Source organism: Streptomyces sp. NBC_00094 (genome assembly GCF_026343125.1).
Lineage (GTDB): Bacteria > Actinomycetota > Actinomycetes > Streptomycetales > Streptomycetaceae > Streptomyces.
Genome location: NZ_JAPEMB010000001.1, coordinates 3,814,107 through 3,831,321, shown reverse-complemented (window position 1 = coordinate 3,831,321; position 17,215 = coordinate 3,814,107). Strand labels below are relative to the sequence as shown.

The 17,215-nt window shown below is 72.7% G+C and carries 17 protein-coding genes; 10 read left to right on the top strand and 7 right to left on the bottom strand.

Features of this window, described 5'->3' with window-relative positions; translation table 11 throughout:
- Positions 1-22: 22 nt before the first annotated feature.
- From OG580_RS16730 to OG580_RS16720, 3 genes are read left to right on the top strand one after another with little or no spacing between them, the layout of a single operon-like run.
- Positions 23-1,345, top strand: a complete 1,323-nt coding sequence (locus tag OG580_RS16730; protein ID WP_267044480.1) for a sensor histidine kinase — start codon at positions 23-25, stop codon at positions 1,343-1,345.
- Positions 1,342-2,007 carry a response regulator transcription factor gene (locus OG580_RS16725; RefSeq protein ID WP_267044479.1) on the top strand — a complete coding sequence of 222 codons (666 nt, stop codon included), beginning with the start codon at positions 1,342-1,344 and terminating at the stop codon, positions 2,005-2,007. Before OG580_RS16730 ends, OG580_RS16725 begins: the two co-directional genes overlap by 4 nt.
- A 38-nt stretch (positions 2,008-2,045) precedes the next feature.
- The gene (locus OG580_RS16720; protein ID WP_267044478.1) at positions 2,046-3,248 is read left to right on the top strand and encodes a cytochrome P450; all 1,203 of its coding nucleotides are present in this window, start codon (positions 2,046-2,048) and stop codon (positions 3,246-3,248) included.
- A gap of 25 nt (positions 3,249-3,273) precedes the next feature.
- Here OG580_RS16720 and OG580_RS16715 read toward each other — a convergent pair whose 3' ends face one another.
- Together OG580_RS16715 and OG580_RS16710 are read right to left on the bottom strand one after the other, a co-directional pair.
- Positions 3,274-4,854, bottom strand: a complete 1,581-nt coding sequence (locus tag OG580_RS16715; protein ID WP_267044477.1) for an ABC transporter permease — start codon at positions 4,852-4,854, stop codon at positions 3,274-3,276.
- Positions 4,851-5,750 (bottom strand): ABC transporter ATP-binding protein, encoded by a 900-nt coding sequence (locus OG580_RS16710; protein ID WP_267044476.1) that lies wholly within the window; start codon positions 5,748-5,750, stop codon positions 4,851-4,853. The genes OG580_RS16715 and OG580_RS16710 overlap by 4 nt, the downstream gene beginning before the upstream one ends.
- Positions 5,751-5,843: 93 nt before the next feature.
- Here OG580_RS16710 and OG580_RS16705 point away from each other — a divergent pair, with 93 nt between their 5' ends.
- Entirely contained in the window at positions 5,844-6,365 is a 522-nt protein-coding gene (locus OG580_RS16705) for a GbsR/MarR family transcriptional regulator (protein ID WP_267044475.1), read from the top strand.
- A 20-nt stretch (positions 6,366-6,385) separates the two neighbouring features.
- Here OG580_RS16705 and OG580_RS16700 read toward each other — a convergent pair whose 3' ends face one another.
- A complete protein-coding gene (locus tag OG580_RS16700) occupies positions 6,386-7,090 on the bottom strand; it encodes a hypothetical protein (protein WP_267044474.1) in 705 nt (234 codons plus the stop codon).
- Between the two features lie 179 nt (positions 7,091-7,269).
- Positions 7,270-8,079, bottom strand: a complete 810-nt coding sequence (locus OG580_RS16695) for a diacylglycerol kinase (RefSeq protein WP_267044473.1) — start codon at positions 8,077-8,079, stop codon at positions 7,270-7,272.
- Between the two features lie 142 nt (positions 8,080-8,221).
- Between OG580_RS16695 and OG580_RS16690 the strand changes: the two genes are divergently transcribed.
- The 3 genes from OG580_RS16690 to OG580_RS16680 all read left to right on the top strand — a co-directional run bounded on the left by OG580_RS16690 (position 8,222) and on the right by OG580_RS16680 (position 10,687).
- On the top strand, positions 8,222-9,505 hold the full coding sequence (locus OG580_RS16690) for an adenylosuccinate synthase (RefSeq protein ID WP_267044472.1): 1,284 nt from the start codon (positions 8,222-8,224) through the stop codon (positions 9,503-9,505).
- Positions 9,506-9,824: 319 nt separating this feature from the next.
- A complete protein-coding gene (locus tag OG580_RS16685; RefSeq protein ID WP_267044471.1) occupies positions 9,825-10,310 on the top strand; it encodes a DUF6232 family protein in 486 nt (161 codons plus the stop codon).
- Positions 10,310-10,687 carry a hypothetical protein gene (locus tag OG580_RS16680; protein WP_267044470.1) on the top strand — a complete coding sequence of 126 codons (378 nt, stop codon included), beginning with the start codon at positions 10,310-10,312 and terminating at the stop codon, positions 10,685-10,687. Before OG580_RS16685 ends, OG580_RS16680 begins: the two co-directional genes overlap by 1 nt.
- Here OG580_RS16680 and OG580_RS16675 read toward each other — a convergent pair.
- Positions 10,684-12,597, bottom strand: a complete 1,914-nt coding sequence (locus tag OG580_RS16675) for a serine/threonine-protein kinase (RefSeq protein WP_267044469.1) — start codon at positions 12,595-12,597, stop codon at positions 10,684-10,686. The two genes, OG580_RS16680 and OG580_RS16675, sit on opposite strands and share 4 nt — an antisense overlap.
- Positions 12,598-12,623: 26 nt before the next feature.
- Positions 12,624-14,165, bottom strand: coding sequence for a substrate-binding domain-containing protein (locus OG580_RS16670; protein ID WP_267044468.1), 1,542 nt, complete (start codon positions 14,163-14,165; stop codon positions 12,624-12,626).
- A gap of 184 nt (positions 14,166-14,349) precedes the next feature.
- Between OG580_RS16670 and OG580_RS16665 the strand changes: the two genes are divergently transcribed.
- Both OG580_RS16665 and OG580_RS16660 read left to right on the top strand, forming a co-directional pair.
- Positions 14,350-15,291 carry an NADP-dependent oxidoreductase gene (locus OG580_RS16665; RefSeq protein WP_267044467.1) on the top strand — a complete coding sequence of 314 codons (942 nt, stop codon included), beginning with the start codon at positions 14,350-14,352 and terminating at the stop codon, positions 15,289-15,291.
- Between the two features lie 150 nt (positions 15,292-15,441).
- Positions 15,442-15,669, top strand: a complete 228-nt coding sequence (locus OG580_RS16660; protein ID WP_267044466.1) for a hypothetical protein — start codon at positions 15,442-15,444, stop codon at positions 15,667-15,669.
- Positions 15,670-15,722: 53 nt separating this feature from the next.
- Here OG580_RS16660 and OG580_RS16655 read toward each other — a convergent pair whose 3' ends face one another.
- On the bottom strand, positions 15,723-16,604 hold the full coding sequence (locus OG580_RS16655; RefSeq protein ID WP_267044465.1) for a haloalkane dehalogenase: 882 nt from the start codon (positions 16,602-16,604) through the stop codon (positions 15,723-15,725).
- A gap of 95 nt (positions 16,605-16,699) precedes the next feature.
- Between OG580_RS16655 and OG580_RS16650 the strand changes: the two genes are divergently transcribed.
- Complete coding sequence (locus tag OG580_RS16650) at positions 16,700-17,164, top strand: MarR family winged helix-turn-helix transcriptional regulator (RefSeq protein ID WP_267044464.1); 465 nt, start codon at positions 16,700-16,702, stop codon at positions 17,162-17,164.
- Positions 17,165-17,215: the final 51 nt, after the last annotated feature.

The window sequence follows — 17,215 nt, the reverse complement described above, 5'->3', positions numbered from 1 at the left end:
CGGGTCCCCCACCGCCCGTACCGTGGTCGGCGTGACCCAGACACAGACCTCCGAGACGGGCCGCAGCCCCGAGTTCCGCCTGGTGCAGGCGGCCCTCGGCGGTCTGCGTCAGGAACTCTTCCACGACGCCTTCGCCTACCGGCCGCTGCCGCGCATGGACGTGGGCAGCGGGTCGGCGCGGTTCCTGCCGGCGCGGATACGCGTCCACGCGGGGCTGCTGCCGCACGCGATCGTCGTCTTCCTCGCCCTGATCGTCTTCCTCATCGGGTACGACCGGGTCGATTCCGGCTTCGGTCCGGCCGCGTTCGTGTTCGCCTGGGTGTCGCCCACGATCGTGCTGGCGACCCTGATCAGGCCGGTCTTCGCCTACTGGGCCTCGCTCTGCTCGACGCCCTTCGTCGCGTTCCTGTCCGGCTACTGGGGCGGCTGGCCCTGGCCGGACAACGCGTTCGCCGCCCACCTGGTCGTCCTCACCGTGGTCGCCGCCCGTACCGGGCCGCGTACCGCCGGGTGGATGTGGGCGGGGACGGCGGCGTACGCCCTCTTCGCCGAGATGTTCCTCGGCGTGGGGCGCAGTTCCGACGCGATCCCGCTGCTCTTCGTCTCGGCCCTCGCCCTGCTCACCGTCTCCATGATCCAGATCCGCCGTCAGGCCGACCGGGCGGTCACCGCCGAGCAGACCGTGACCGCCGAGGAGCGCTCGAAGCGGACCGTCCTCGAAGAGCGCACCACCATCGCCCGTGAGCTCCACGACGTCGTCGCCCACCACATGTCGGTGGTCGCCATCCAGGCGGAGGCCGCCCCCTACCGGGTCGAGAACCCGCCGCCGGAGCTGGAGCAGGCCTTCCTCACCATCCGCGAGAACGCGGTCGCCGCGCTGACCGAGCTGCGCCGCATCCTCGGGGTCGTCCGCGCCGAGGACTACGAGGCCCCCGACGCCCCGCAGCCGACCCTCGCCGATCTCGACGCGCTCGTCCGCAACGTCACCGAGGCCGGGCTCGACGTCGAGAAGACGGTCACCGGCGCGGTGCGCGAGCTGCCGCAGGGCGTGGAGCTCTCCGCGTACCGCATCGTCCAGGAAGCCCTGTCGAACGTGCTGCGGCACGCGCCCGGCGCGGCGGCGAAGGTCGAGGTCTCGTACGTCCTCGGCGGCCTGGGTCTGCGGGTCGCCAACGGTCCGGCGCGCGGTCTCGTGAAGCCGTCGCCGGGGGCCGGCCACGGGATCACCGGGATGCGGGAGCGTGTGACGATGCTGGGCGGGGAGATGACGGCCGAGGCGACGGCGGACGGCGGCTACGAGGTGGCGGCCTTCATCCCCGTGAGCCGTGAGGAGACCGTGGAATGAGCATCAAGGTGCTGATCGTCGACGACCAGATGATGGTCCGCGAGGGCTTCTCCGTGCTGCTCGGCGCGATGCCCGACATGGAGGTCGTCGGCGAGGCCGTCAACGGCCGGGAGGCGATCGCCCAGGTCGCCGCGCTCCGTCCGGACGTCGTCCTCATGGACATCCGGATGCCCGAGCTGAACGGCATCGAGGCCACCCGGGAGATCGTCGCCGCCGACGCGGACGCGAAGGTCCTCGTCCTGACCACCTTCGACCTGGACGAGTACGTGTACCAGGCGCTGCGCGCCGGGGCCTCCGGATTCCTGCTCAAGGACGCCTCGGCCCGGCAGCTCGCGGAGGGCGTGCGGGTCGTCGCGGCCGGCGAGGCGCTGCTCGCGCCGACCGTCACCAGGCGGCTGATCACCGAGTTCGCGAAGGCGCCGGGCAACTCCCCGCGCCCGCCGGCGATGGCCCGGATCGGGGAACTGACGGAGCGGGAGACGGAGGTGCTCGTGCTCATCGCGCAGGGCCTGTCGAACGTCGAGATCGCCGAGCACCTCGTCGTCGCCGAGTCCACGATCAAGACGCATGTGAGCCGCATCCTGGTGAAGCTGGGGCTGCGCGACCGTACGCAGGCGGCGGTCTTCGCGTACGAGGCGGGCCTGGTGCGCGTCGGCGGCTGACACCTGCCGGGGCCGGGCTTCGGCGGTAGCGTCCGGTCATGGACGCTGTTGACGTTGACGCCGTGTACGACCCCTGGTCCCCCGAGTTCGTCGCCGATCCGTACCCCGCCTACGCCCGGCTGCGCGCCGCCGGCCGCGCGCACTGGCACGGTCCGACCCGGCAGTGGCTGATCCCGCACCACGAGGACGTGTCGGCGCTCCTCCGGGACCGGCGGCTCGGCCGGACGTACACGCACCGGTTCACCCACGAGGAGTTCGGGCGGGAGGCACCGGCCGCCGCGTACGAGCCCTTCCACACGCTCAACGACCACGGGCTGCTCGATCTGGAGGCGGCCGACCACACCCGGATCCGGCGGCTCGTGTCGAAGGCGTTCACGCCGAGGACGGTCGAGAACCTGGCGCCGACGGTACGGCGGCTCGCGTCCGGCCTCGTCGGGGAGCTGGTCGCGCGGGGCGGCGGCGACCTGCTCGCCTCGGTCGCCGAACCCCTCCCCGTCGCGGTGATCGCCGAGATGCTGGGCGTCCCGGAGGACGACGAGGAGCGGGGGCGGCTGCGGCCCTGGTCGGCGGCGATCTGCGGGATGTTCGAGCTGAAGCCCTCGGAGGAGACGGCCCGACGGGCGGTCGCGGCCTCGATCGCGTTCTCGGACTACCTGCGGGAGCTGATCGCGCGGCGCCGGAAGAGCCCGGGGGACGACCTGATCTCGGCGCTCATCGGGGTGGAGGAGCTGACGGAACAGGAGATGATCTCCACCTGCGTGCTGCTCCTGAACGCGGGCCACGAGGCCACCGTGAACACCACGGTCAACGGCATGTGGACGCTGCTGAGGAAGGGCGTCCGTCCGGATCCCGAAAAGTTGTCCACAGCTGTGGACGAACTTCTGCGGTACGACACCCCGCTCCAGATGTTCGAGCGCTGGGTCCTCGACGACATCGAGGTCGGCGGCCAGGTCATCCCGCGCGGCTCCGAGGTCGCGCTGCTCTTCGGCTCCGCCAACCGCGACCCGGCCCGCTTCGGCCCGACCGCCGACGAGCTCGACCTCACCCGGGCCGACAACCCGCACATCACCTTCGGCGCGGGCATCCACTACTGCCTCGGTGCCCCGCTCGCCCGCCTCGAACTGGAGGCGGTCTTCGGTGAGTTGCTCCGCCAGGCGCCGGGCCTGCGGCTCGCGGCGGAGCCGGTGTGGAAGCCGGGGTACGTGATCCGGGGCTTCGAGGAGCTGCTCGTGGAGGTGTGAGCAGCCCCCTCGTACGGGCTCGTCGTCAGCTCGTCGTCAGGTCGCGGCGGCGCAGTCCCGCAAGGCCCGCCGCGACCAGGGCCGCCGCCAGGGCGGTCAGGGCCAGGACAGGGGCCCAGGTCATGTCCTGGCCGGGGAGCTTCGGCAGGTGGCCGAAGGGGGAGAGGTCCAGGGCCGCCTGCGGCAGGTCGAGCGCCGGGCCGATCCAGCCGAGGGCCAGACAGATCCCGGCCGTGCCCCACGCGGCGGTCGCGGCCTTCGGGGCGGCGCCCCAGAGGAGGACGGCGAGCCCGGCGAGGGTCCACACCGCCGGGAGCTGGGTGAGGGAGGCGGTCAGGATCGGGCCGAGGTCCCGCCCGGAGGAGAGGGTGAGGCCGAGTCCGGCGAGGAGCAGGATCAGGGCCGAGCCGCCGAAGGCGATCACCAGATGGCCGGCGGCCCAGCGGGTCCGGCCGAGGGCGTTCGCGAGGAGCGGTTCGGCCCGGCCGGAGGTCTCCTCGCCGTGCGCCCGCAGCACCGACCCGACCGCGAAGAGCGCCGCGATCATCCCGAAGAGGGAGACCATGGTGGCGAGGAAGGCGTTCGTGAGACCGCTCTGCCCGCCCATCCGCTCGAAGATCCGACGGGCCTGCTCGTTGTCGCCGACGATGTCGGCCGCGCCCTCGGCCATCCCGCCGAAGACGAGCCCGCCGAGCAGGAAGCCGAGCGACCAGCCGAGGAGCGAGCCGCGCTGGAGCCGCCACGCGAGCCCGCCCGCCGAGGCCAGTCGCCCTTCCGCCGGGCCCGGCCGGGTCGCGAGGAAGCTCGCGCCGACGTCGCGGCGGCCGGTCAGCGCGTACGCCACCGCCGTCTGCACCAGGACGGCCGCGCCGATCAGGCCCAGCACCCACCAGCGCTCGCCCGCGAAGGCGCGGACGTTCTCGGCCCAGCCGAAGGGCGAGAGCCAGGTCAGGACGGAGCCCCCGGAGGCCGTACCGGCGTCGCCGGCCGCCCGCAGGACGAAGGCGAGGCCGAGGACGGCCGCCGCGAGGCCCCGGGCGAGCCGGGCGCTCTCCGTGAGCTGGGCGGTGAGGGCGGCCGTGGTCGCGAAGAGCATGCCGGTGCCGCCGACGGCGAGGCCGAGGGCGAGCGCCCCGGCCGCGCCCTGCCCGGCGAGGCCCGCCGTGACGATGAGGGCGACGGCGCCGTTGAGGGCGAGCGCGGCGAGGAGGGCGGCGGTGAGCGGGGCGCGCCGGCCGACCGCCCCGGCGGAGAGCATCTCCTGACGGCCCGTCTCCTCCTCGTCGCGGGTGTGCCGGACGACGACCATCAGGCTCGCGACGGCGGCGAGGACGGCGGCGAAGGTGCCGAAGCGCCAGGCGACGAGCCCGCCGAGGGAGTCGCCGAAGACGGGCCCGTAGAACGAGCGCATCGAGCTGTTGGCGGTCATGGTGGCGGCGATCTCGGCGCGCTCGGCGGCCGTCCCGTACAGCCCCTCCAGGGAGCCGACCCCGCCGGCGACCAGGCCGCCGGTGACGACGGCCCAGAGCGGGATCATGACCCGGTCCCGGCGCAGGGCGAGCCGGGTGAGGGTCCCGGTACCTGCGAGGGCGCTGCTCGTGTTCATGACGCGACCGCCTCGTCGGCGTAGTGGCGGAGGAAGAGCTCTTCCAGGGTGGGCGGGGTGCTGGTCAGGCTGCGGACGCCCGACGCGGTCAGGGACCGCAGGACGGCGTCGAGCTTGTCGGTGTCGACCTGGAGATCGACCCGGTGTCCCGTCACGGCCAGGTCGTGGACGCCGGGGAGGTGGGCGAGCCCGTTGGGCGGCGAGGCCAGTTCGGCCGTGACGCTCGTACGGGTCAGGTGGCGCAGCTCCGCGAGCGAACCGGACTCGACGGTCCGCCCCTTGCGGACGATGCTGACCCGGTCGCAGAGGGTCTCGACCTCGCCGAGGATGTGCGAGGACAGGAGCACCGTCCGGCCGCGCTCCCGTGCCTCGGTGACGCAGCTCTGGAAGACCTCCTCCATCAGCGGGTCGAGGCCGCTGGTCGGCTCGTCGAGGACGAGCAGGTCGACGTCGGAGGCGAAGGCGGCGACGAGGGCGACCTTCTGGCGGTTGCCCTTGGAGTAGGTGCGGCCCTTCTTGGTGGGGTCGAGCTCGAAGCGCTCGATCAGCTCGGCGCGCCGGGCCCGGTCGAGGCCGCCGCCGCGCAGCCGGCCGAACAGGTCGATGACCTCGCCGCCGGAGAGGTTGCGCCAGAGCGTCACGTCGCCGGGGACGTACGCGATGCGGCGGTGCAGCTCGACGGCGTCCCGCCAGGGGTCCCGGCCGAGGACGGCGGCGGCACCGGAGTCGGGGCGGAGCAGGCCCAGGAGGACCCGGATGGCGGTGGACTTCCCGGCGCCGTTGGGGCCGAGGAAGCCGTGGACCTCGCCGGCCTCGACGGCGAGGTCGAGACCGTCCAGCGCGTGGGTGCGCCCGAAGGACTTGTGGAGTCCGGCGACGCTGATTGCCTTCGTCATGCTTCAGAACGTACGGTAGTTTCACAAATTTGTGAAGTTAAGGAAGCGTATAAAGTCGGGGTCGGAAGGCGAACGAAGGAGACGATGACCGGCATGAGCAGCACCGAAGGCACCGGAACCGAAGGCGCCGCCGTCGCGGGCACCGCCGCCGAGGACGCGACCTCGCGCTTCGTCGAGCGCTTCGCCGCCGAGATGACGGAGGCCGGCATGCAGCGCATGGCGTCCCGGGTCTTCGCGGCGCTCCTCGCCTCCGAGACGGCCTCCATGACCTCGGCCGAGCTCGCCGAACAGCTCAGGATCAGCCCGGCGGCCGTCTCCGGCGCCATCCGCTACCTCAGCCAGGTCAGCATGGTCAGCCGCGAGCGCGACCCGGGCACGCGCCGCGACCGGTACGTCCTCCACAACGAGCTCTGGTACGAGACCTTCACCCAGCGGGACCAGGTCCTCACCCGCTGGGAGCGGGTGCTCCGCGACGGCGTCGAGATGCTGGGCCCGGACACGGCGGCGGGCCGGCGGACCGCCGACACCGCCGACTTCTTCGCGTTCCTCCAGACGGAGATGCTGGGGATCATGGACCGCTGGCGGGCCCACAAGGAGGGTCAGGCCGGGGGCTGAGGGGGCCTTCGCAAGGAGGGTCAGGCCGGGGGCTGAGGGGCCTCCTCCTGGTCCTCCTCGCCCGGCGCCAGCCACTCCAGCTGCCCCTCGAAGTCCGTGCCGCCCGTCTCCCAGAGCGGCTCCGCGGGCCAGAGCGGCCGCCCCTCGACCCACGGGACGACGACCGGCAGCCCGGACTCCGCCCGGTCGAGCCAGCCGTGCAGCTCCACGGACCCGGTGGGCGCCGAGGGCAGCGCGCCGGTCGGCGGGAGCATCAGCAGCCCGTCGGGCAGATCGTCCGGCCGCTCGCCGTCCGGGAACAGGAACAGGGTCGGACGGCCGCCCGCCGGGCCCCGCAGCAGCACGTACCGCCGGGTGGCGGGTGCCGGGGCGGTCGCGGCCCGGGCCAGGCGCCGGGCGGCGTGACGGCCGGTGGTCAGCAGCCGGTAGCCGGAGACCAGGAGCGCGCCGAGCGTCAGGACGCCGACGGTGTACGTTCCGACCTCGATGCCCTCGTTGAGGCCGGTCACTGACAGAACGCCCAGGCCCGCGCAGACGGCCACCAGGATCAGCACCTCGTTCAGCCCGGAGACCCGGCGCAGACTCCGCACCCGCCACCAGGGCACGGCCCGGACGTCCGCCTCGGGACGGTGCGCACGGGCCGGCGCGACGACCTCACGCCCGGCCTCGGCGGCGAGCAGGGCGTACGTCGGGGAGGGCGCGGTACCGGTCTCGTCGAGGCTCACGGGCGGAGCGTAACCGGGGGCGGGGCCGTAGGGGAGGGGCAGGGAGCGACGGGGGACAGGCGGGGGCAGGCAGGGAGCGGCAGGGGACAAGCGGGAGGCAGGCAGGGGGCGGCGGGGGCAGGCAGGGGGGGACGGCGGGGACCGCCGCGAGCGCCCCTCGTGAGGGATCCCAGGGATCCCTACAGCCCCGCGACGTCCTCGGGAAGCGTCAGCCCCCACGCGCCCGCCCGGGCCGTCCACGTCCGCCGCCGGACCGGGCCCGTGACGCGGCCGTCCGCGCGGTAGCGGAAGTCCGGGCCCGAGACCGTGAGCGTGCGGGCCAGCGCGAGGTGGGCCGGGGCAGTCGCCGGGTGGACGGTGACCTCCGCCGTACCGGCGACGGAGCGGACCGAGACGCCCTCCACCGGTGTGTCCACATCGGCGAGCAGCACCCCGTCCGCCTCCACCCGCAGCCGGTGGGTGCGGACCGCGAGGGCCGTCGGGGCCGGGCGGACCAGCGTGCGGACCAGGGAGCGGCAGGTGCCCCAGACGGACGAGGTCGGTGCGGCCAGGACGGGCACGGCCGGGACGAGCAGGTCGGCCAGGACGACCCCGTCGCTGTCGTCGACCAGCAGGTCCAGACGTCGTACCGCCCCGTCGAGGACCGCCCGCGCCGCCGCAGGGACGGAGCGCGGCACGCCGAGCGCGTGCGCGAGTTCCAGGGCGTCCGGCGGGCCGATCGGGACCAGGGAGAGCGCCCCGTCGGCGAGCTCCCGCTCCCGGTGCAGCAGCGTCACCGTACGGAGCAGCGCGCGGTCGTCGCCGAGCACCACGGGGTGCCGGGAGCCACGCCGGGCCAGGGCCCGGGAGAATTCGTCCGGGCTGTCGGGCAGGCAGATCTTCGCTTCCGCGCCCGCCGACAGAACATCCTTCGCGATCCGTACGGACTCGCCGTCACTTCGGCGGGCGACCGGGTCGATGACCACCAGCAGCTGGTCGTGAGCCGACACCTCGGTCCTTCCTCGGGTAGCATCTTTGTGCAAGAGCCCCTTGCGCTATTGCGCCAGGGGCTTCGTCTATTCCGGGGCACACCGGTGAGGCGGCCTCGGCCCCTGACCTTGGACATGCCCCACCCGGAAGGGGTGTACGCCTGTGCCCGCACTTGTGCTGCTCGGTGCTCAGTGGGGTGACGAGGGCAAGGGAAAGGCCACCGATCTCCTCGGTGGATCCGTTGACTATGTAGTGCGTTACCAGGGCGGCAACAACGCCGGCCACACCGTCGTCGTAGGCGACCAGAAGTACGCGCTCCATCTTCTCCCTTCCGGAATCCTCTCACCGGGGTGTACCCCGGTGATCGGAAACGGTGTCGTCGTCGACCCGGCGGTCCTGCTCTCCGAGCTGAGCGGACTGAACGAGCGAGGCGTGGACACGTCGAAGCTCCTGATCAGCGGTAACGCTCATCTCATCACGCCGTACAACGTCACCCTCGACAAGGTGACGGAACGGTTCCTCGGCAAGCGCAAGATCGGCACCACCGGTCGCGGCATCGGGCCGACCTACGCGGACAAGATCAACCGCGTCGGCATCCGGGTCCAGGACCTGTACGACGAGTCGATCCTCATCCAGAAGGTCGAGGCGGCGCTGGAGGGCAAGAACCAGCTCCTCGCCAAGCTGTACAACCGTCGCGCGATCGACGCCGCCCAGATCGTCGAGGAGATGCTCCAGTACGCGGAGCAGATCAAGCCGTTCGTCGCGGACACCACGCTGATCCTCAACAAGGCGCTCGACGACGAGAAGGTCGTGCTCTTCGAGGGCGGCCAGGGCACCCTGCTCGACGTCGACCACGGCACGTACCCCTTCGTCACCTCCTCGAACCCGACCGCGGGCGGCGCCTGCACCGGTGCCGGCGTGGGTCCGACGAAGATCAGCCGGGTCATCGGCATCCTCAAGGCGTACACGACCCGTGTCGGCGCCGGCCCGTTCCCGACGGAGCTCTTCGACGCGGACGGCGAGGCGCTGCGCCGCATCGGTGGCGAGCGCGGTGTCACCACCGGCCGTGACCGTCGCTGCGGCTGGTTCGACGCGGTCATCGCCCGCTACGCGACCCGCGTCAACGGCCTGACCGACTTCTTCCTCACCAAGCTGGACGTGCTGACCGGCTGGGAGCAGATCCCGGTCTGCGTCGCGTACGAGATCGACGGCAAGCGCGTCGAGGAGCTGCCGTACTCGCAGACCGACTTCCACCACGCGAAGCCGATCTACGAAATGCTGCCGGGCTGGTCCGAGGACATCACCAAGGCCAAGACCTTCGCCGACCTGCCGAAGAACGCGCAGGCGTACGTGAAGGCCCTGGAGGAGATGTCGGGCGCCCCGATCTCCGCGATCGGCGTCGGCCCCGGCCGCACCGAGACGATCGAGATCAACTCGTTCCTGTAGTTCTTCCCGCAGGAGCACGCACGACGAAGGGCCCGCACACCGGCGACGAACCGGGGTGCGGGCCCTTCGCCATGACCGCACCGGCGACACCCGCCAGGGGGTGTCTTGTCGATCAGGCCGGGCTCGCGGGGCGGCCGAAGTAGGCCCCCGGAAGTCCTGAACTGGCCTTGCAGACAAGGGGTGTTGGGCGCTTAATGAGTCTCCACTCGCGTACGGTTCCGTCCCAGGGGGAAGCATGGACACGACCGGACCTCTCCTTCCACCTCCACCGCCGAACCATCCACCCGCTCCGCCGCCGAGAGACGTCAGAACCGTCGACGTGAGCGTCAGCAAGCGTCTCCTGTGGGTGAACCGCGCGTGCTATCCGCTGGGGAACATCGCCCGCGTCCACACGTACGTCGTCACGCCCGACCGCGGGGCCGCCGTGAAACGGTTCCTGGTGATCGCGATCCTCCCGATCCTGGTGCTGGCCCTGGCCATCGAAGCCTCCGGCGACGGCGCGGGCGTCATCCAGCTCGTCTGCATCGCGATCCTCGTCTATGCCGTCGCCGACCTGCTGGTCGTTCTCTTCCGGCAGCCGCACTCGGTCCTGGCCATCGAGACCACGGGGGCGGCACTCGCCGTGCTCACCAGCGGCGACGCGAGCCTGCTCGCGGATCTCGTCCGCCGGATCGCGCTCGCGATCGAGAACCCGGACACGGAATTCCATGTCCGGGTGGAGGAGCTGACGGTCAACACGAAGAACTACACCGGGGACACCGTCAACATCATCGGGGGCCGCGACCACACGGGGATCGTGAAGTGATGGCCGGAGACAACTACGGCGGCGGCGACCAGGTCAACATCTTCGGCGGCACAGCCCACACCGGCATCGTCCACCATCATGTCGCCGCCCAGCCGACCCTGGAGGAGGCGCTGCGGGCCGTCGTCGCGCTCATGCGGGAGCTGCGCGCCGAGGTGGCGCCCGAGGACCGGGGCGCCTTCGACGAGGCGCTGCCCGTGCTCGCGGCGGACGTACTCGCGGCGCCCGCGCCCGCGGTGGACGCGCCCGCCGACGCGCAGCAGACGCGGCGCCGGGCCCTGGTGACCGTCGCCGGGATCGCCGCAGTGCTCGGGACCGTCGGTACGCCGCTCCTGGAGGCCGCCCGCGCCGCCCTGGAGCTCCTCGGGGTCGGCGGTTAGAGCCGCAGGAACTCGCCCGGCTCCGAGTCGATCATCGGGTAGACGCGGAGCAGGTCCTTGCCCTTCCACTTGTCCACGACCAGGTAACTGGAGCCGTTCTCGGGGCACTCGGGGTCCAGGGTGCCCGCGTCGCTGACCTGCGGGCCGATGACGAGGAGGTCGCCGACGCCCGCGAGGACGGCCGTGGACGAGCAGCTGACGACGTCCGAGGTCATCTGGCCCTCCGCGTCCGTCCTCGGGAAGACGTCGGTGATGCGGACCAGCGGGGTCCCGATCGGGCCCTGGCTGACCGTCACCTCCGTGGTGAAGCGGTCGTCCGTGTCGCCGTAGATTTCCGGCATGGGCTTGCTGCGCCAGCGGCCGAGGAAGCGGGCGGGGACGACGGTCGTGCCGGTGGGCGCCTTGCGGAAGGTGGCCTTCGCGGCGCCCGAGGTCCACTCCAGGACGTCGGGGGAGCGCAGGGTCAGGGTCTGGTGGGGCGCCGGGGTGCACCGCGCGGCGGGCACGCTGTTCGTGACGTCGGACTCGCCGAAGACGACCTTGTCCTCGTCGGCGGAGACGAGCCGGGAGCGGCCCATGCACAGCCGGTCCTCGGCGACACGGACGTAGACGGCGTTCTTGGCGCCGGCCGCGCCCTGCGTGATCTCGATCCGGGCGGTCTCCCGGGGGTGGTCGGCCGCGCCCTGGAGCACACCCTCCCAGGCGCCGAGGAAGCCGGCCGGGACGATCCCGGCGGGCCGGGCGGAGATGCCGTCGGTCTCGCCCTTGCCGCGGTTCTTCTGCTCGTCGGAGCCCGTGTCCGGGTCGGGCCAGAAGGTGTACGTGACGGTGGCCGCGGCGGCCACCACGAGCGCCGCCAGGGCGGCGACCAGGGCCGTACGCCGCCGGGGGCGGGCCCGCTCCGTACGGGCGGTGGGCGGCAGGGGCGTGGAGGGCGTCGGGTCACCGGCGGAGAGGGCGGAGCCCCCGGTCCGTGGCCCCTGGCTTCCGGCACCCGCCCAGGCTCCGGCGTCCGTCCCGGCCTCCGCCTCCAGGAGGCGGGCCGCGTGCCGGCCGAGGCGGGCGAGGACGTCCGCCGGGAGCCAGGGGTCGGCGACCGGGAGGGTCTCGACGATCTCGGTCGCCGAGGGCCGCGCCGCCGGGTCCTTGGCGAGGCAGGCCCGGATGAGGCCGGCGAGCTCGGGCGCGAGGTCCGTCAGGTCGGGCTCGTCGTGGGCGATGCGGAACATGGTGGCGTGGACGCCGCTGTCCGCCGTCCCGAAGGGGGAGCGGCCGGTCGCCGCGTAGGCGAGGACGGAGCCGAGGCAGAAGACGTCCGAGGCGGGCGTGACGTGTTCGCCGCGGACCTGCTCGGGCGACATGAACCCGGGCGAGCCGACGACCGCCCCGGTGCTGGTCAGTCCGCCGCCGTCGGCGACGGTGTCGACGGCGCGGGCGATGCCGAAGTCGATGAGCCGGGGTCCGTCGACGGTCAGCAGCACGTTGGAGGGTTTGAGGTCGCGGTGGACCAGCCCGGCGTCGTGGATGTGGACGAGGGCCCGGGCGAGCCCGGAGGCCAGCGCCCGCACGGTCTCGGGCGGCAGCGGCCCGAACTCCTCGCCGACGACGGCCCGCAGCGACGGCCCCGGCACGTAGCCGATGGCCACCCACGGCGCCTCGGCGGAGGTGTCCGAACCGAGTACGGGCGCCGTGCCCGTGCCACCGACCCGCTCCAGGGCGGCGACCTCGCGGGAGAACCGGCGCCGGAACTCCTCCTGGGCGGCCAGCTCCGCGTGCACGACCTTCACCGCGACGGTCCGACCACCGGCCGAACGCGCCAGGAACACCCGGCCCATGCCCCCGACCCCGAGGCGGCCGATCAGGCGGAACGGGCCGATGCTGACCGGGTCTTCCGGGTTCAATGGCTCCACGTCGTCAGAGCATGCCAGACCGCGCGTCAGCCGTCTCCGCAGATCCGCAGCCCCTTCGGGGTGGCGCAGGGCAGATGGCCGTGGGTGAGGATGACGTCCTGGCCGCTGCCCCGGATGAGATAGGTGAGGAAGCTGGAGGTCAGGGAGTCGGCCGGCGGCTGACCCCAGGTGTAGGCGTACTCGATCTCCCGGTACGGATAGCTGGATTCCCCTATCTCGTCGACGAGGGGCCTGCGTTCGTCGATGGCCACCCGGTGCAGCCCCTTCAGGCCGCTGCCGCTGCGGAGTTCGGTGTAGCCGATGGCCCCGGGGAGCTTGGCGACCGTCGACAGGACCTGCTCGGTGGAGTCGAGCTCGCAGCGGATCACCTTCGACGCGGGGTCGTCGAGGGTCGAGCAGTTCAGCGAGGAGTTGGCGAGCTCGTTGCGGCCGAGGACCCGGCGCTGGAACACCTCCCGCGTACCGGAGTTGGCGTCCCTGCTGATCAGCAGCACCGGCTGGTCGAGACCGGGGACCAGCTGCTTCCAGTTGGTGATCTCGCCCCGGTAGACGCGGCGGATCTCGTCCAGGGTGAGGCTGTCCACCGGTATCCCGTCGTTGAGGACGAGGGTGAAGAGGGAGACCGCGACCATGCTCTCCCGGAGCTGCGGGTAGCCGCTCGGCTTGCGCCCGTCGGAGAGGGCGATGAGGGCGGGGGAGCCCTTGGCGGACTTCGGCCCGGTCTCGGCCAGCCCCCGTATCCCGGAGGTCGAGCCGTGCGCGCTCACGGTCACCTTCGATCCCTCGCAGTCCTTCTCGTACTTCTTCGCGAGCTCCCGCACGACCGGCGCGAAGGCCGTCGAGCCGGTGACGGTGAGCTCGCCCCTGGCGCAGCCGATCGGCGGCGGGGTCTGCTCCCGGACGATGATCGCCGCGAGCGCGACGACACAGACGGTGAGGACGACCGTGACGGTCCGCGCGACCCGGCTGAAGACGGGCGGCTTGTCGTCGGGGGTCGTGCTGTGGTTGACGTGGACGTGCCCCTCGGCGAGGTTGCCGTCGACCGACACCGGGTCGCCTATCGGGCCGCCGGTGAGCAGCACGAGCAGCTTGTAGTGGGCGCCGCGGTTGAGCGGGACCTTGGGCAGCAGGATGGTGGCCGCGCCCTCCGCCGGGCCCTGCCAGCTGTCGGGGAAGTGGCTGAGCAGCCGGGGGTGGTCGGGCGCGGTCACCACGACCGCCTTCACCCGCCGCTGTGCGAACTCGACCGTGAGTCCATGGTCGTCACCGTCCGTGTAGTGGTCGGCGCCGATCGACATGGCCCCGTCGTTCTCTATCCGGAGCAGGACGAGGGTGGCGTTCCGCAGGTCCGGGCTCGTGTTGAAGAACCCTCGCCGCACGGCCGCGCCGGGGCCGGTCACCGCGCCGTTCGCCGCGGCGTTCCCGATGGTCGTGTCCAGCTGGACGCGGTAGCCGATCCGCCGCTGGTGCGGCACCCGCCGCTCGTACCAGACGGCCCCCGTGGAGACGAGGACGCCGAGGAGTGCGGTGACCAAGGCGATGAGGTTCTCAGCGGTAAGCCAGTCCACCCGCGCGACGGTACGCACGCGTGTGCGGTTCCGTGGGGGTGTGCGGCGGCTCGTCACCCGGAGTTCTCCCTTCCTTCGGTTGGGGCGACAGGTAGGTCCTTCAGCCGGGCCAACAGGGGTTGCTGGGGGGTGTCGAGCGTGGGTGTAATGGCCACGAGGGGGCTTTCCGTCTGAGGAGTACCCCATGCGTGTCGTCGAAGTGACCGCCTACGGCGGACCCGAGGTCCTCCGAATGGCCCGCCGGCCGGAGCCGGAGGCCGGGGACGTCCCGGGAAGGGTGCGCGTGCGGCTCAAGGCCGCCGGTGTGAACCAGGCGGACCTGCGGATCCGGGCCGGCCGGTACGCGGACGCGGTCGGCGCGCTCAAGCCCCCGTTCGTCCTGGGGACGGACTTCGCGGGGAAGCTGCTCGATCCCTTGCCCGGGATGCCCCCGGGAACCCGTGTGGCCGGTTTCGTGCCCTGGTACGAGGAGCTGACCGGCGAGGGCACGTACGCGGAGGTCGTACGGGTCGACCCGGCCTGGCTGGCCCCGATCCCGGACGACGTGGAGTTCACCGTGGCCTCGTCCGTCCCCCTGGCCTCGGCCACGGCCCAGCTGGGCCTCGACCGGCTCGGCCTCCCCGAGGGGGCGACGCTGCTGGTGACCGGTGCGAGCGCCGTGGTGGGCCGCTTCGCGGTCCAGTACGCGGCGGCGGCCGGACTGCGGGTGGTGGCCGTCGCCCACGAGGGTGACGAGAGCGAGCTGAAGATCCTCGGCGCGGAGCACGCCGTGCCGCGCGGCACGCCGGAGGAGGTGCTGGCCAGGGTGCTCGCGGTCGCCCCGGAGCGGGTGGACGGCATCTTCGACGGGGCGCTCGCCGGCGAGGGGCTCCTCCCGGTGCTGAAGGACGGCGGCGTCTTCGCCGCGATCGCTCCCGACCGGATTCCGGCCGCCGAGCGGAACATCCGTGTCGAGGCCGTCCGGGCGGCGCCGGACGCCGCCCGCCTGAAGGAGACGCTGGAGAAGGTGGCGGCCCGCGAGGTGATCACCCGGGTGGCCGACGTCCTGCCCCTTGAGGAGGCCGCCGAGGCCCACCGGCGCGCGGAGGCGGGCCACCGCCCGGGCCGCATCGTCCTGATGATCTGACCCCCTGCCGGACCTGCCGGACCTGCCGGACCTGCCGGACCTGCCGCCGGCCTGTCGGGCCTTGACCTCTGCCGGGGGCCGCCAAGGCCCCCAGGGGGTGGATGGGGAGCGTGTACCGGTACCTGGGGCGTGGGGGATCGTTAGCGGGGCATGAACTCTTCCTCCAAGCGCGTCATCACCGCCCTCGCCCTCGCCGCCTCCGCCATCGGTCTCGGCGCGGGTGCCGCCGCCGCGGCCGGCGACCCCCTGGCGGGCGCGACCGGTCTCCTCGGCCCCGTCACCGGTGCCGCCAGCCAGCCGGACTCCCCCCTGAGCGCCGTCACGGGCGGTGCGGCGACCTCCGCGCTCCCCGACGTCACCCAGGCCCTGCCCCTGTAGTCGGCGGTCTCCCGCACCCGTGCCCTCCCCGGCCCCCGGTGGAGGGCACGGCGCTATCCGAGGCCGTGCAGGTCCGCCCAGGCGGTGAGCGCCTCCGCGATCTCCTGCGGCCGGTCCTCCGGGGCCTGGTGCCCCGCCGGACCGCACGCGACCGTGGTCAGCGCGGATATGTGCTCCGCGCACCACTCCGCCGTAGGGCCGTCGATCATCAGTGTCGGGGAGCCCTCGAAGGTCAGCAGCAGCTTCGGCACCTCCGGACTGGCCGCCAGCCACTTCCCGTACTCCTCGATCCGTGCCACCACCTGGGCCGGCTCCCCGTCCAGCGGCATCGCCCGCGCCCACTCCAGCATCGGCCGCCGCGACTCCGGCGTCGGAAACGGCGCCCGGTAGGCGTCCAGATCGGCCTCGGCGAGGCCCGTCAGCACGGTCTGCGTGAACGAGTCCTCGATGAAGAGGTTCTTCTCCAGGACCAGCTCCTCGCCCACCCCCGGGGTGCGGAAGGCCCGCCAGCGGTCCCGCGCCTTCTCCGGGAACTCGGCCCAGGCCATCGGTCGCAGGATCGTCTCCATGAACGCCACCCCGCGCACCCGCCCGGGGTGCCGGGCGGCCAGGTCGAAGGCGAGCGATCCGCCCCAGTCGGTGCCCACGAGCACCACCTCGTCGAGCCCGAGCGCCTCGCACCAGGCCTCCAGATACCGGGCCTGCTCCCCGTACCCGTACGTGATCTCCGGCTTTCCGGAGCGCCCCATCCCGATCAGGTCGGGCGCGAGCAGCCGCCGCCCGCCCCCGACCGCCGGAAGGACGTGCCGCCAGAGGTGGGAGGAGGTCGGGTTGCCGTGCAGGAAGACGAAGGGCGTCCCGGTCCCCTGGTGCGACCCGGTCCCCTCGTACGACTCGTAGTACATGGCCGAGTCGAGGACGTCGATCATAGGCATGGCGTTCACTCCTCTAACGTTCAGATCACTAACGTTCGTGGCACTAACGAATCTAGATCGTTCGGACCACTAACGCAAGAGGTAATCTGCGCGACATGAGCGAGCAGCCTTCCGAGACCCCCGACATGGACGAGCGCCAGACTCCGGAGCGCCTCCGCGCCCTCCCCAGTCGCCTCCTCGCCCTCACCGCGGCCCAGGCCGACCGTCTCGTCAGCGCCTGCCTCGCCGCCGAGGACGCCCGCAAGTGGCACTACGCGGTCCTCGTCTCGCTCGACGAGCACGGCCCCACCAGCCAGGCCGGCCTCAGCCGCCGCACCGGCATCTACCGCAGTGACCTGGTCTCCGTCATCAACGAACTCGCCGACCAGGGCCACGTCGAGCGCACCCCCGACCCCGCCGACCGCCGCCGCAACGTCGTCACCATGACCGACCGCGGCCGCGCGCACCTCCGGCGCCTCGACGAGGTCCTCGCCGACGCCCAGGACGAGCTGATGGAGCCCCTCTCCGTCGCCGAACGGGCGCTCCTTGCAAGCCTGTTGGAGCGCCTCATCCAGCGCTGAGGTAACTCGGGGCAAGCGGAGCCCCGACTGTCACGAGTTTTGGTCTAGACC

Coding starts and splice junctions, on each gene's coding strand:
- OG580_RS16725 (WP_267044479.1), top strand. CDS start 1,342: ATGAGCATCAAGGTGCTGATCGTCGACGACCAGATGATGGTCCGCGAG.
- OG580_RS16720 (WP_267044478.1), top strand. CDS start 2,046: ATGGACGCTGTTGACGTTGACGCCGTGTACGACCCCTGGTCCCCCGAG.
- OG580_RS16715 (WP_267044477.1), bottom strand. CDS start 4,854: ATGAACACGAGCAGCGCCCTCGCAGGTACCGGGACCCTCACCCGGCTC.
- OG580_RS16710 (WP_267044476.1), bottom strand. CDS start 5,750: ATGACGAAGGCAATCAGCGTCGCCGGACTCCACAAGTCCTTCGGGCGC.
- OG580_RS16705 (WP_267044475.1), top strand. CDS start 5,844: ATGAGCAGCACCGAAGGCACCGGAACCGAAGGCGCCGCCGTCGCGGGC.
- OG580_RS16680 (WP_267044470.1), top strand. CDS start 10,310: ATGGCCGGAGACAACTACGGCGGCGGCGACCAGGTCAACATCTTCGGC.
- OG580_RS16665 (WP_267044467.1), top strand. CDS start 14,350: ATGCGTGTCGTCGAAGTGACCGCCTACGGCGGACCCGAGGTCCTCCGA.
- OG580_RS16660 (WP_267044466.1), top strand. CDS start 15,442: ATGAACTCTTCCTCCAAGCGCGTCATCACCGCCCTCGCCCTCGCCGCC.
- OG580_RS16655 (WP_267044465.1), bottom strand. CDS start 16,604: ATGCCTATGATCGACGTCCTCGACTCGGCCATGTACTACGAGTCGTAC.
- OG580_RS16650 (WP_267044464.1), top strand. CDS start 16,700: ATGAGCGAGCAGCCTTCCGAGACCCCCGACATGGACGAGCGCCAGACT.